At 29.5% G+C, this 14409-nt stretch carries 15 protein-coding genes; 2 read left to right on the top strand and 13 right to left on the bottom strand.

From position 1 onward, the window contains the following. The 4 genes from ACTTAW_RS05130 to ssb are packed head-to-tail and all read right to left on the bottom strand — an operon-like array spanning window position 1 to window position 4085. A complete protein-coding gene (locus ACTTAW_RS05130; RefSeq protein ID WP_440651401.1) occupies window positions 1-561 on the bottom strand; it encodes a peptidylprolyl isomerase in 561 nt (186 codons plus the stop codon). Continuing rightward, a complete protein-coding gene (coaD, locus tag ACTTAW_RS05125) occupies window positions 554-1048 on the bottom strand; it encodes a pantetheine-phosphate adenylyltransferase (RefSeq protein ID WP_440651400.1) in 495 nt (164 codons plus the stop codon). The genes ACTTAW_RS05130 and coaD overlap by 8 nt, the downstream gene beginning before the upstream one ends. Beyond that, a complete protein-coding gene (gene gyrA, locus ACTTAW_RS05120; protein ID WP_440651399.1) occupies window positions 1048-3627 on the bottom strand; it encodes a DNA gyrase subunit A in 2580 nt (859 codons plus the stop codon). Before gyrA ends, coaD begins: the two co-directional genes overlap by 1 nt. A 5-nt stretch (window positions 3628-3632) precedes the next feature. Beyond that, a complete protein-coding gene (gene ssb / locus ACTTAW_RS05115; protein ID WP_262589214.1) occupies window positions 3633-4085 on the bottom strand; it encodes a single-stranded DNA-binding protein in 453 nt (150 codons plus the stop codon). A gap of 89 nt (window positions 4086-4174) precedes the next feature. Here ssb and uvrA point away from each other — a divergent pair, with 89 nt between their 5' ends. Together uvrA and ACTTAW_RS05105 are read left to right on the top strand one after the other, a co-directional pair. Continuing rightward, window positions 4175-7027 carry an excinuclease ABC subunit UvrA gene (gene uvrA / locus ACTTAW_RS05110; RefSeq protein WP_440651398.1) on the top strand — a complete coding sequence of 951 codons (2853 nt, stop codon included), beginning with the start codon at window positions 4175-4177 and terminating at the stop codon, window positions 7025-7027. 50 nt (window positions 7028-7077) lie between these two features. Further along, entirely contained in the window at window positions 7078-7680 is a 603-nt protein-coding gene (locus tag ACTTAW_RS05105) for a urate hydroxylase PuuD (protein WP_440651397.1), read from the top strand. Here the strand turns inward: ACTTAW_RS05105 and secF are convergent. Genes secF through ACTTAW_RS05060 form a run of 9 tightly spaced genes read right to left on the bottom strand, consistent with a single transcriptional unit; the run spans window position 7677 to window position 14407 of the window. Continuing rightward, window positions 7677-8573 (bottom strand): protein translocase subunit SecF, encoded by an 897-nt coding sequence (gene secF, locus ACTTAW_RS05100; protein ID WP_440651396.1) that lies wholly within the window; start codon window positions 8571-8573, stop codon window positions 7677-7679. The two genes, ACTTAW_RS05105 and secF, sit on opposite strands and share 4 nt — an antisense overlap. Beyond that, on the bottom strand, window positions 8573-10126 hold the full coding sequence (gene secD / locus ACTTAW_RS05095; RefSeq protein WP_440651395.1) for a protein translocase subunit SecD: 1554 nt from the start codon (window positions 10124-10126) through the stop codon (window positions 8573-8575). The genes secF and secD overlap by 1 nt, the downstream gene beginning before the upstream one ends. A 13-nt stretch (window positions 10127-10139) precedes the next feature. Beyond that, the gene (yajC, locus tag ACTTAW_RS05090; RefSeq protein WP_262589219.1) at window positions 10140-10430 is read right to left on the bottom strand and encodes a preprotein translocase subunit YajC; all 291 of its coding nucleotides are present in this window, start codon (window positions 10428-10430) and stop codon (window positions 10140-10142) included. Window positions 10431-10483: 53 nt separating this feature from the next. Continuing rightward, window positions 10484-11743: a serine--tRNA ligase gene (gene serS, locus ACTTAW_RS05085; protein WP_440651394.1), complete on the bottom strand. Its 1260-nt coding sequence runs from the start codon at window positions 11741-11743 to the stop codon at window positions 10484-10486. Continuing rightward, window positions 11736-12506: a twin-arginine translocase subunit TatC gene (tatC, locus tag ACTTAW_RS05080; protein ID WP_440651393.1), complete on the bottom strand. Its 771-nt coding sequence runs from the start codon at window positions 12504-12506 to the stop codon at window positions 11736-11738. The genes serS and tatC overlap by 8 nt, the downstream gene beginning before the upstream one ends. Further along, window positions 12499-12717 (bottom strand): Sec-independent protein translocase protein TatB, encoded by a 219-nt coding sequence (gene tatB, locus ACTTAW_RS05075; RefSeq protein WP_262589222.1) that lies wholly within the window; start codon window positions 12715-12717, stop codon window positions 12499-12501. Before tatB ends, tatC begins: the two co-directional genes overlap by 8 nt. Before the next feature lie 5 nt (window positions 12718-12722). Continuing rightward, window positions 12723-12923: a twin-arginine translocase TatA/TatE family subunit gene (gene tatA, locus ACTTAW_RS05070; protein ID WP_262589223.1), complete on the bottom strand. Its 201-nt coding sequence runs from the start codon at window positions 12921-12923 to the stop codon at window positions 12723-12725. Window positions 12924-12969: 46 nt separating this feature from the next. Further along, window positions 12970-13671: an SMC-Scp complex subunit ScpB gene (scpB, locus tag ACTTAW_RS05065; protein WP_440651392.1), complete on the bottom strand. Its 702-nt coding sequence runs from the start codon at window positions 13669-13671 to the stop codon at window positions 12970-12972. Beyond that, the gene (locus ACTTAW_RS05060; RefSeq protein ID WP_440651391.1) at window positions 13664-14407 is read right to left on the bottom strand and encodes a segregation and condensation protein A; all 744 of its coding nucleotides are present in this window, start codon (window positions 14405-14407) and stop codon (window positions 13664-13666) included. Before ACTTAW_RS05060 ends, scpB begins: the two co-directional genes overlap by 8 nt. Window positions 14408-14409: the final 2 nt, after the last annotated feature.

The raw sequence follows: 14409 nt of genomic DNA, 5'->3' as shown, positions 1-14409 counted from the left end.
TTACAAAGATTTAAAACTTATAATTTTATCAGGATCTGTTACAGCACCATTGTTATTTTGGTCACCTCTTTTAATTTTATCTACAAACTCCATTCCCTCAATAACTTTGCCAAAAACAGTATACTGTCTGTCTAAAAAAGGTGCTGGTTGAAAACAAATGAAAAACTGACTATTTGCACTATTTGGATCTTGAGCTCTAGCCATAGATAATGTGCCTCTATCATGAGGCAAACTATTAAACTCCTGTTCTAAATCAGGCATATCAGATCCACCCATACCGGCTCTTCTTAAATCAAATTCTTTAGAATCTGAATTTCCAAATTTAACATCACCTGTTTGAGCCATGAAACCATCGATTACTCTATGAAATACAACGTTGTCATATTTTCCGCTATTAGCTAATTCTTTTATTCTTTTGACGTGGTTAGGTGCCACGTCTTCAAATAATTCAATTTTTACATCACCATCTTTTAGTTTTAAAATCATTATATTCTCCTCAGCTATTAATTGATTTGCACTTACAAAAAATAAAATAAATATGTACGATAAAATTCTATTCATATTTTTCTTTTAAAGATTTTATTGTGCTTTTGGTAGTAAATTTTTTAATATTTCCATTTAATTTTACAATTTCTTTAACAAACCTTGAGGAAATGATTTGATTTTCTACATCTGACATTAAAAAAATTGTCTCAATATTTTGGTTGAGTTTTCTATTCATTCCGGCAAGTTGAAATTCGTATTCAAAATCAGATACAGCTCTCAAGCCACGCAAAATGATGTTTGATTTATATTTTTTGCACAAATCAGTAGTTAGTGAACCAAAGGATACAACTATAATTTTTTTTTTATTTAATTTTAAATCCTTAAATAAAGCTTTATTAACAATTTCTATTCTTTCCTCTGATGAAAATAAATAATTTTTATTACTAACATCTGAAACTCCAACTACTATTTTATCAAAAAGTTTTAGTGCTTTTTTAATAACATCTATATGACCATAAGTAATTGGATCAAAAGTTCCTGGATAAATAGCAATTTTATTCATTAAATTAAATTATCATCAATTTTAATTGCTGAAACAACTTTTTCATCACCAGATAATTTTATAATTCTTACACCTTGAGTATTTCTGCTAGCGGTTCTTATTTCTTTCACTGCAACTCTAATAACTCTTCCTTTGTTTGTGGAAATTAAAATTTCATCACCTTCAAAAACTGGAAAAGATGAGGTTATATTTCCATTTCTTGGAGAATTTATAATTCCAATAATACCCTTTCCACCTCTATTAGTAACTCTGTAGTCAATATGAGAAGTCTTTTTGCCATAACCGTTTTCACTTATTGCTAAAACAAATTTTTCTTTTGCTTTTAATTCTGATTTTTCATCTTTTGATTTTTTTCCATTTTTATTTAATTTATCGTTATCAATTACGGACAATGAAACAATTTGATCACCAGATGCGAGTTCAATTCCTTTAATTCCTTTTGAAGATCTTCCCTTAAATACTCTTAGTTTTCTAGCTTCAAAACGGATACATTTACCAAATCTAGTACTTAGAATTATATCTTGGTCATCTTTACAAATTTTAACACCAACAATTTTATCGTTGTTGTCAAGCTTCATTGCAATTTTTCCAGAAGCATTAATTGAAGAAAAATCCTCTAAACTATTTTTTCTAACTTTACCTTGTGCGGTTGCAAAAATAATTTGATAATTTTTTGAATCTGTATCTTCATCAGGCATTGGCATAATTGAACTAATGGATTGATGACTCTTTAGCGGAAGAATATTAAATAAGGATTTACCTTTTGAAGCCGATGATCCCTCAGGTATTTTCCAAGCTTTAATTTTATAAACAAGTCCTTCTGTAGAAAAAAATAAAACTGATGTATGCGTATTTACTGAAAGAGTTTGTATAACAGAGTCTTGATCTCTGGTAGTAATACCCGATTTGCCTTTTCCACCTCTTTTTTGTTGTTTCACATTATTTAATGAGCCTCTTTTAATGTATCCTTGCAAAGTTACTGTGATAATTACAGATTGTTTTTGTATTGTTTCTTCGATGTCGTAATTTAAAACTGCATCAATTATTTTAGTTCTTCTTGGAACTGCAAATTTTTCTTTAATATTTTTTAACTCTTCACTTATTACTCTCAAAAGTTCTTTTTTAGAGGATATAATTTTTTTATATTTTGCAATTAATTCAGCTAATTTTTTAATCTCAACTTCAATTTCATTGATACCAAGAGCTGTTAATTTCTGTAATCTTAATTCTAAGATAGCTAACACTTGTGGTTCGGATAAAGAATAAATATTTTTACCTTTTTTTCCCTCTACTAAAGAAATTAATTTTTGTGATTTGTTTATTTTCCATTTAGTTTTAAGAATAGCATTTTTTGCATCTTCAGGTGTTTTGGAAGATCTAATGATTTTTATAATTTTATCTAGGTTTTCTACAGCTACAGATAGACCTATTAAGATATGAGCTCTTTCCTCTGCTTTTTGAAGATCAAATTTTGTTTTTTTGATTACTACATCTTCTCTAAAGGATAAAAAATTAGAAAGAAATTCTTTTAATGTACATGTTTTTGGTTTCCCTTCTACAATTGCCAAAGTGTTAAAACCAAAAGAACTCTCTATTTGAGTATTTTTGTAAAGTTGTCTTTTAATTGTTTCTGGTTCAACACCATTTCTTAAATCAATAGCAACTCTTATACCTTCTCTATTAGACTCGTCTCTTATATCTTTAATACCTTCAATTTTCTTTTCTCTAACTAATTGTGCAATTCTTTCATTTAGTACAGCTTTATTTACTTGGTATGGAATTGAAGTAATTACTAATCTATCTCTACCATTCTTTAAGCTTTCAACTGATACTTCACCTCTTATTTTAAATGAACCTCTTCCATTGTTGTAACCTTGTTTAATTATATCTTTACCGATTATTACACCTCCAGTTGGAAAATCTGGTCCTGGAATATGTTTCATTAATTCTTTTATTTTAATATCTTTATTATCTATTAAGGCTAAAGTACCATCAATTATCTCACCTAAATTATGTGGGGGAATACTAGTTGCCATTCCTACAGCAATACCACCAGCACCATTAACTAATAAATTTGGAAATTGAGCAGGTAATACACTGGGCTCTTTTTCTGTTTCATCGTAATTACTTTTAAAACTAATCGTATTTTTTTCGATATCATCAATCAAATATTGTGAAACTTTTGATAATCTTGTTTCAGTGTACCTCATAGCAGCTGCCGGATCACCGTCTATAGATCCAAAATTACCCTGACCTTGAACCAAAGGTAAACTCATAGAAAAATCTTGCACCATTCTAACTAATGCATCGTATACAGATTGATCGCCATGAGGGTGGTATTTACCAATTACGTCCCCGACTATTCTTGCTGATTTTCTGAATTGTTTAGACCAATCATAACCACCTTTATACATTGCATAAAGAATTCTTCTGTGAACTGGTTTCAATCCATCTCTTACATCAGGTAATGCACGACTTACAATAACACTCATTGCATAAGACAAGTAAGACGAGCTCATCTCGTCATGCATAGAGATTAGATTAATATTCTTATCTTTTGGTTCTTCAGTTTTTTGCATAGAAATTAAAATGGTATTTCGTCATCCATATCATTTGACACTTGAGAAGAATCCTCAATATTATTTTGTTGAGTTGTGTCATTCTGAATTCCACCACCTGTATTTCCTCCACCTAACATTGTAAGTGAAGAATTGTAACCTTGTATAACAATTTCTGTTGAATACTTATCCTGGCCAGATTGTTCATCTTTCCATTTACGTGTTGTCAGTTGTCCCTCTACATAAACTTGAGCACCCTTTTTTAAATATTGTTGAACAACATTTACCAACCCTTCATTGAATACAACTATACGGTGCCATTCAGTTTTTTCTTTTCTTTCACCAGTATTTTTATCTTTCCATGTTTGACTGGTTGCAAGACTTAGTCTAGCTACACTCTTCCCGTTTACCATTTGTTTAATTTCAGGGTCTGCGCCCAAACGACCAATTAATAATACTTTATTTAAACTTCCAGCCATAATATTTTAATATTTGTTAAATTAATTAATAAGATTTATATCACAATTCTTCTGAATATTAATTTTATTGACTCAAAGCAACTAAAAATATGATGAAAAAGATAGTTATTAAGGGCGCTAAAGAACACAATTTGAAGAATGTGACTGTAGAGATTCCAAAAGATAAATTTGTAGTCATAACAGGTTTATCTGGGTCAGGAAAATCTTCATTAGCTTTTGATACCATCTATGCAGAAGGTCAAAGAAGATATGTTGAAAGTTTATCTGCTTATGCACGCCAATTTTTAGATAAAATGAAAAAGCCAAATGTTGATTTAATTGAAGGCTTAAGTCCAGCCATAGCAATCGAACAAAAAAACACTTCAAAAAATCCCAGATCAACTGTTGCAACTGTTACGGAAATTTATGATTATATGAGGGTACTCTATGCAAGAGCAGGTATTCCCTACTCTCCTTTTACAGGTAAGCCAATAACCTCTCAAACAATTACTCAAATTGTTGATTTAATTAAAAAATTACCAAAAAAATCTACAATTTATATTTATGCTCCAGTAGTTAGAGGTCGTAAGGGTGAATATAAAAAAGATATTTTAAGCTACAAGAGACGTGGATTTAGAAAAATAAAAATTGATAACGTATTATACGATATAGAAAAGTCTCCTAATCTTGATAAAAAATTAAAACACGACATTTCAATTCTAGTTGATAGAATTGTACTTAATTCAAAACTTGGAAACAGATTAGCTGAAAGCGTAGAAACAGCCGTAAATTTAGCTAATGGGTTAGTTTTTGTTGAATACGAAGATGAAACTCTTCCTCAAAAGTTTAGAAAAATTGAAAAATTAATTTACTCAACAAAGTTTGCTTGTCCAGAAAGTGGTTTTACTATCGAAGAAATAGAACCAAGATTGTTTTCTTTTAATAGTCCCTATGGTGCTTGTGAAGAATGCGAAGGTATAGGAATGAAATTAAATGTAGATCCAAATTTAGTAGTGCCTGATGAGCGAAAAAGTTTAGCAGATGGGGCAATTGAACCATGGGCCAAATCGACAACTTTATATTATGCCCAAACATTAGCGTCTCTTGCAAAGCATTATGAATTTTCTCTTGATGAAAAATGGAAAAAGCTTCCAAAAAAAATAAAAGATATAATTTTATATGGTTCAGATGAGGACGAAATTAAATTTAATTATGATGATGGATATGAAAAATATTCATATAAAAAAACCTTTGAAGGAGTGATTAATAATCTTGAAAGACGTTTCTTGGAATCAGATAGTGAGTGGAAAAGAGAAGCAATAGCCGAATATCAATCTGATACCGCATGTGAAGCTTGTAATGGTGATAGACTTAAAGAAGAAGCATTATGTGTTAAGATTAATGATTTAAATATTAGTGAGGTTACTAAAAAATCAATCCATGATGCTGCTGAATGGTTTAAAAGCTTAGAAAATAATTTAGACAAAAGACAATTTAAAATTGCAGAACATGTCCTAAAAGAAATAAATGAAAGATTAAATTTCTTACTTAATGTTGGCTTGGATTATTTGACACTTTCAAGAGAGTCTGGAACTTTATCGGGAGGAGAATCCCAAAGAATTAGATTGGCATCACAAATTGGATCTGGTTTAACAGGAGTATTGTACGTTTTAGATGAGCCATCAATTGGTTTACATCAAAAAGATAATGTTAAATTAATAAATGCATTAAAAAGATTAAGAGATCTTGGAAATACAGTAATTGTTGTTGAACATGATACTGAAACAATGGAAAATGCAGATCACATTATTGATCTTGGGCCTGAAGCTGGAACGAATGGTGGTCAAATAACAGCTCAAGGAACTTACGAAGAACTTAAAAAGGATAAGAAGAGTATAACTGGACAGTATCTTGCAAATAAACAAAAAATTGAAATTCCTAAAACTAGACGATTAGCAAAGAATGGTAGATTTGTAGAAATAAATGGTGCTAGTGGAAATAATTTAAATAATGTTAACCTTAAAATTCCTACAGGAACATTTACTTGTGTAACCGGGGTTTCAGGAAGTGGTAAATCTACATTAGTATTACAAACATTATTTCATGCACTAAACTTAACACTTAATAACAAAGCTAGAAAAACTCCTAAAGCTTTTAAAGGTTACAAAGGAGTAGAATTAATTGATAAAATTATTGATATCGACCAATCCCCTATTGGTAGAACTCCAAGATCTAACCCAGCAACATATACTGGAGCTTTTGGTCCTATAAGAGATTGGTTTACTAGTTTACCTGAGTCTAAAACTAGAGGTTATAAACCAGGAAGGTTTTCATTTAATGTTAAGGGCGGTAGATGTGAAGCGTGTGAAGGTGATGGAGTTATTACTTACGAGATGCATTTTTTACCAGATGTTTATATTCAGTGTGATGAGTGTAAAGGAACGAGATACAACAGAGAAACTTTAGAGATTAAGTTTAAAGGAAAAAGTATAGCTGATATTTTAGATATGTCTGTTGATGAAGGTTGTGAATATTTTGAAAACATTTCAAATATTAAATCTAAATTATTAACCTTAAAAAAAGTTGGACTTGGTTACATTAAAATTGGACAACAGGCCACTACACTATCAGGTGGTGAAGCACAAAGGATTAAACTAGCCAAGGAATTATCAAAAAGATCAACTGGTAGAACCATGTACATATTAGACGAACCAACAACTGGACTGCATCAGCACGATATTAAAAAATTACTAGAAATTCTTCACACCTTCGTGAAATTAGGAAACACCGTAGTTGTAATAGAGCATAACTTAGATGTTATAAAAACAGCTGATCACATTGTTGATATGGGTCCTGAGGGTGGTGTTAAAGGTGGTAAAATTGTTGCAGAAGGTAAACCTGAGGAAGTTTGCAAAGTAAAAGAAAGCTACACAGGCCAGTTTTTAAAACCTCTTTTGTATTAAATATAAAAACTTATAAAAAATCTAAATTTAGTGTATATTAATTAAGAATCATGAGCAGTTTATTATCATCACTATCTAAAACAATTCATGCATCACTTGCATTAGCAATTATATTGTTTTTAGGTCTTTCCTATTTAAATGATGGTATTGCATTCGATACTCTTTTTTGGAGCTGGTTATTTAGATACATTCATGTTGTTGTTGCAATAATGTGGATAGGATTATTGTGGTATTTTAATTTTGTTCAAATTCCAAATATGGGAAATATACCTGATGAACAAAAACCTGCTATTGGGAAAGTAATTGCTCCTGCTGCATTATTTTATTTTAGATGGGCAGCTGCGTTTACTGTTCTTTCAGGATTAATTTTAGCTCTGTTAAATGGATATTTACATGATGCTATGACTTTTAGCATTGGATCTGGTGTTCCAAAACATACAGCAATAGGAATTGGTATGTGGTTAGGAATTGTAATGGCTTTTAATGTTTGGTTTGTGATTTGGCCAAACCAAAAAAAAGCTTTAGGAATAGTTGAAGCTGATCCAGAAACAAAAGCTAAGTCTGCTAAAACTGCAATGTTATTTTCAAGAACAAATACACTTTTATCTCTACCAATGTTACTTTCAATGGTAGCTGCTCAAAACTTATATTAAACTGTTTTATTATCGTCTTCTCTTAAGACTGTTTTTTGTGACACTCTTAATCTCACTAAAACTGTATTAGATATATAAATCGAAGAATAAGTTCCAAACACAACACCAAGTATCATTGCTAAAGAAAAACCTTTTAAAATTTCGCCACCAAAAAAGAATATCGCCAATAAAGCTAACAAAGTTGTAGCTGAGGTTATTATTGTTCTAGATAAAGTTTCATTAATTGAAATGTTAGTTAATTCAAAAATTTTAATGTCTGAATATTTTCTCAAATTTTCTCTAACACGATCAAATATTACAACCGTATCGTTCATAGAATAACCAACAATAGTTAGAACAGCTGCAATAATTGATAAATTAATCTCAAGACTAAACAATGAAAAAATTCCCAATGTAACAATTACATCATGAAATAATGCCAAAATTGCGCCCAAACTAAATTGCCACTCAAAACGTATCCAAATATAAATAAGCATTACAGCTAGAGATAAAGAAATTGCTATCACGCCAGCTTCAAGCAACTCAGCACTAACTTTAGGACCTACATTTTCAACTCTTCTAAAATCATAGTTATTTCCAAAAGAACTGTCTAAATCTTTTTTAATTTCTTCTATAATATTTTTTTTATTATCTTTATTTTCAAATTTAATTAGAAAATCAGTGTCATTTCCAAATTTTTTAACAGAAACATCTCCTAAATCCATTTGATTAAATTTATCTCTCAATGAACTAACGCTAATTTTGCTATCTGATGACCTTAGTTCAATCAATGTTCCACCTTTAAAGTCTATACCGTAATTTAAACCTTTAAAAATTAGTAATAAAAGTGATGCTGTAATTAAGAATATAGATAGTATGTTAAAGTGATTATAGTATTTGTTAAATGCTATCATTAGATTAGTTTTTCCTTATTTTTATTTCTTGTCACATAAAGACTAGTGAACAATCTTGCTATAAAATAAACTGAAAATAGTGTTGTAAAAATTCCAACACCTAGAGTAACAGCAAATCCTTTTACTGGACCAGAACCCATAAAAAATAAAATTATAGCTGCTAACAAAGTAGTAATATTTGCATCAATAATTGCTGTTCTTGATTTTGTGTAACCTCCATCAAAAGCTAAAATATTATTACTTTCATCTTTAAGTTCTTCTTTAATTCTTTCAAAAATTAATACATTTGCATCAACAGCCATACCAACGGTTAAAATTATCCCCGCTATACCTGGAAGAGTTAGTGTTGCTTCAAATAAAGTTAAAATACCAAGTAATAAAAATAAATTAATTATTAATGTTACGTTAGTGATTAGTCCAAAAACTTTGTATTTAACAAACATAAAAATAATAACTAATAAAAAGCCTATAGCTAAAGCAATCATTCCTGCATTAATCGAGTCTTGACCAAGATCAGGTCCTACAGTTCTTTCCTCTATGATTTCTAATGGTGCAGGTAAAGCTCCAGATCTTAATAATAAAGCTAAATCTGTAGCACTTTGGAAAGTAAATCCCCCACTGATCTGTCCAGATCCACTTGCTATTGTATCTCTCACAACAGGTGCGCTAATTATTTTTCCATCTAAAACAATCGCTAATTGTTTTCCAATACCAGTAGATGTTGCTTTACCAAATCTTTTGGCTCCTACTCTATCTAATGTAAATGACACAACAGTTTGATTGTTTTGAGTGTCCATTTTTGGTTGTGCATCTAATAGATTTTCACCACTGATGATTATTCTTTTGCTTACTGTTGCCTCTTCTAAGCCGTCTTCAAATTTTAACTTCTCAACACCAAATCTGTCACTTTCATCATTAGTTACAAATCTAAATGTAAGATTTGCAGTTTTTCCTAATAGTGATTTAATTCTTTGAGGATCATCTAGACCTGGAAGCTCAACAAGTATTCTATCATTACCTCTTTTTAAAATATTTGGTTCATTAGTACCGACTTCATCTACCCTTCTTCTTACAATTTCTATAGCTTGATCTTGCGATGAATTTTTAAGATTGATTATGCCTTGTCTTGAAAAACTTACTTTTAAATTGATACCATTATCTTCGATATCAAGTTGGTGTGATTTAAATCTTGGGTAATAAGGATTTAGATCACTGTTTTCATCTTGAAACACATCTAGCACTGCTTGTTTGTCTAAATCAGCAACATTGAAAAAAATATTTTGATTATCAATTTTAATATTATTAACTTTGATGTTTTTCTCTTTGAAATAATTTCTAATAGTGGTTGTTAAATTTTGTAATTTTTGTTCAATTACAGGCTCATTATCAATTTCAAGTAGAAGATAAGAGCCACCTTGTAAATCTAAACCAAGATTTATTTTCTTATTAAAAAAACTATCATCGAACTTAAATAAATTTGATGAAGCAATTAAAATAAATAATAAAGAAAATAAAGTTACAAATAAGATTCTTAGTTTAGAAAAATAAAGCACTTATCTTAATTGATTATTTTTTAACTTCTGGAGTATTGTTTAAGAGACTTTGAATACCTGTAGCTTTAACAATTTCTACTTTAACATTTTCAGCTATTTCAACTTCTACTTTGTCGTTATCAATTAATCTTTCTACTCTTCCTGTTATACCACCTGATGTGACTACTTTATCACCTCTCTTTAAACCTTCGACCATTGCTTTATGCTCTTTAACTTTTTTTTGCTGTGGTCTGATTAAGAAAAAATAAAAAATAACAAAAATTAAAATTAGCGGTATAAATTGACCTATTCCTGAACCTTCCATAAATCTCCTTTAAATTATGGCATTCTTATACCATCTAACTAATTAAAACAACTTTAATTGTTAGAAATCAATTCCATATTATTCATATAAGGTCTTAGAACTTTAGGAATTATAATAGAACCATCTTTTTGCTGATAGTTTTCCATAATTGCAATCAGAGTTCTTCCAACAGCTAAACCGCTTCCATTTAACGTACCTGCAAAAACATTTTCCTTATTATTATTTTTATATCTTGCCTTCATACGCTGTGCTTGAAACGTTGAACAAGATGAACATGAAGATATTTCTCTATATTTATTTTCTGATGGTAACCATACCTCAATATCATAGGTCTTCTCTGCGCTAAAACCCATATCACCTGAACATAAAATTACTTTTCGATAAGGTAATTCTAATTTATCTAGTATGTCAGTGGCACAATTTGTCATTCTCTCTAATTCTTCTAAACATTTTTCATTCTCAACAATACTTACCATTTCAACTTTGTAAAATTGATGCTGCCTAATCATGCCCCTTGTATCCTTTCCATAACTTCCAGCTTCTTTTCTAAAACAAGGAGTTGAAGCAACAAATCTCATTGGTAAATTTTTAAGATCAATCATTTTATCTTTAACAATATTGGTTAAAATCACCTCTGCTGTTGGTATCAAAAATTTTCTATCTGAACCTTCGTCAAATTTAATTTCAAACTGATCATTTTCAAATTTTGGCAACTGTCCAGTGCCGTACATAGTGCTTTCTGATGCCATTAATGGAGGTGATATTTCCTGATAACCATTTTGATGAATATGCGTATCAAGCATAAAATTTGATATTGCTCTTTCTAAAAGAGCCAATTTATCTTTTACAAATACAAATCTTGAACCAGTAGTTTTTGTAGCTAAATCAAAATCAAGCATATTTAGTTTTTCACCTAATTCGTAATGTGTTTTAGGTTTAAATTCTAGATTGGGTATCTCTCCTGATTTTAATATTTCTTTGTTATCATTTTCGTCTTTACCATTTGGAACATCTTCATGTGGTATATTGGGTATGCTAGACATTATACTATCTAAATCAAACTTAATTTGTTTTTGATCTTCTACAATTTTCTCGAGTTCCTTGCTAATTTCTTTAGATTTCTTAAACAAACTCTCATCTTTTGATTTAGAAATATCTTTTTTTTCTTTTTCTAAACTTTCTTTTTTTTGAATTAAATTTCTATTTTGTTCATCTAATTTTTGAATTTTTTCAAAATCTACTTCTAAATTTCTTTTTTCAAGAGATTTTTGAAATTTGGAAAAATCTTTTCGTATTTCTTTAATGTTATGCATCTTCTTTTTGTAAATTTTTATTTTCTATAAATTTTACTGAAAATATTGATAATTCATACAGAATTAATAAAGGTATTGCTAAACCTATTTGAGTAATTGGATCTGGTGGTGTTAGCAATGCAGCTGCTGCAAATATTATAACAACCACATATTTTCTTCTCTCTTTTAAAAATTGACTATCAACAATTCCGATTCTAGCTAATAGACTTAAAACAACTGGTAACTGAAAACTGATACCAAAAGCAAAAATTAATTTCATAACTAGTGATAAATATTCATTAACTTTAGCCTCTAATTGGATTGGTAAATTTGTAGAAAGACCTGTGCTTTCAAATGAAAGAAAAAATTTAATCGCAAGAGGCATTATCAAATAATAAACCAGCATGCCTCCTAAAAAAAATAATATTGGTGTTAATATAAGGTAAGGCAGAATTGCTATTTTTTCATGTTTGTACAATCCAGGTGCAATAAATTTCCAAATTTGCATCAAGATAAATGGACATGTAACAAAAAAAGCAGTGAAGAATGATACTTTAATATATGTTAAAAAGGTCTCTTGTAAAGCTGTAAATATCAATCTTCTATCAGAGCCGTCTTCTTTTACAGCTCTTGCAAATGGATCAACAAGAAAACCATAGATATGTTCTGCAAATAAGTAACAAATAACAAAAAAGATAAATAAAAAGATAAAGCTATTTATTAACCTTTTTCTTAGTTCTGTTAGGTGACTTACAAATCCACCTTCCTGATCTTCATTACTCATCTTTTTTAATTTCTTTTTTTATTTCGTTATCAATTTTTTCTTCATCTATCTCTAGATTTGAAACTTCATTTTGAATATTATTAACGTACCTTTTTGCTGATCCAATCCAGGAGCCTGCTTTCTTTAACATCACTGGAAAATCCTTTGGTCCAAGAACTATTATTGCAATAGCAACAACAATTAAAATTTCAAACCAACCGATAGTAGGCATTTAAATTAATTTTTGTTATCCGAGTCTTTGTTATCGTCAGATATATTTTTTGGCTCTGTATCGTCAGTTACGTCTGACGCCATTCCTTTTTTGAAACTTTTAATACCTTTAGCTACATCACCCATTAAGCTTGAAATTTTTCCTCTTCCAAACAATAAAACAACCAATATAACTACAATAGCTATTTGCCAAATTCCTATACTCATAAAAAACTTATAACCTTTTTAAGGTTATTTTGAAAGTTACTTTTTACTATTCTTTCTCTTCAGGATCTAGAGTGCTATTAAGCATTTCATCTATATTAGAATAAATATCTTCTTTTTTCTCTTCTTGCTTTTCTTTGTAAAATTTTCCAGTCCCAAAAATAGCATTATCAACACTTGAACTATCAATTAAACCAGCAGCTCCTAATTCATCAATTGTTGGAAGATCAGATAATTTTTGTATGTTAAAATGACTTAAAAAATCATCAGTAGTTATGTACTGAATTGGTCTACCTGGAACATCTTTTCGACCACCTGGTTTTACCCAATTTAATTCCATTAATATCTCTAAAGTATTAGTGCCAAAAGCAACTCCCCTTATTTCTTCAATTTCAGCTCTCGTAACCGGTTGGTGATAAACAATTATAGCCAATGTTTCTACTGCAGCTCTTGATAGTTTCTTTTCAACAGTTTTTTCTTGCGACATCAAACTTGATAAATTTGGTGACGTTCTAAAAGACCACTTATCTTTAATACAAATTAGATTAATTCCCCTGTTGGAATATTCTTGTTTTAATTTTTCTAAAGACTCTGGAACGTTACCTTTTTTAGAAACTTTACTTTCTATAGTGTCTACATCTAAAGGCTCAGCTGCCGCAAAAATAATTGCTTCTATTTCTTTATCCAAATCTGATAATTTTGATGGAAACTTTAAAACATTATCTTTTGAAGCTTTTGCTTTTTTAATCATTTATTTCCTTTACATATATTTCATCAAACAATTTATCTTGTTTGATTGATAAATTTCCTTCTTTAACTAATTCTAATGATCCAGCAAAAATTCCAGCCTTACCAGTTTTCTTGTATTTTGAACCACTTTTAAAATTACTTGGTATTAATTCATCAAGTTTTTTCCATTCAAATAGTTTGCCAAAAAATTCTCTAATTGTTTTAATTCCATCTTCTGTTGTGAACACAGGAAGTTTTGGAATATTCATTTTTTGAAAATCTTTAGTCATTATTATTGTTGAGTAAGCTTTCATTAGTTCAAATAAGCTTAAATTATATTCAGTACTATAAATTGATCTAATATTTCCTTTCATGCCTCTAGTTCTTATCTCTCTACCTAATCTTTTTCTCTTAAGCATTTGTTCAGATAATAATCTAATTAATTCTAATTTTTTTAGCTGTAATTTTAACTTTTCAGCAACTTCTTGAACTTTAAATTCTTCTTCAGGGGTACCAGGTAAAAGTAATTTTGATTTTAAATAAGCTAACCACGTAGCCATTAAAAGATATTCAGAAGCAATTTCTAAATTTAAGTTTTTTTCGTTAGTAATATACTCATGAAATTGATCTGCTAACTTAGTTATAGATATTTCTTCAAGATCAACTTTTTGAGCTTTTGCTAAATCTAAAAGTACATCTAATGGTCCATTATAATTATTTATATCGACATTAAACAATTCAGAATCAGTGGCAGACATTA

Origin of the sequence: Candidatus Pelagibacter sp. HIMB1495, from assembly GCF_052047955.1 — a bacterium.
GTDB lineage: Bacteria > Pseudomonadota > Alphaproteobacteria > Pelagibacterales > Pelagibacteraceae > Pelagibacter.
The sequence above is the reverse complement of the archived record's forward strand: the minus strand, read 5'-3'. Positions and strand labels throughout refer to the sequence as shown.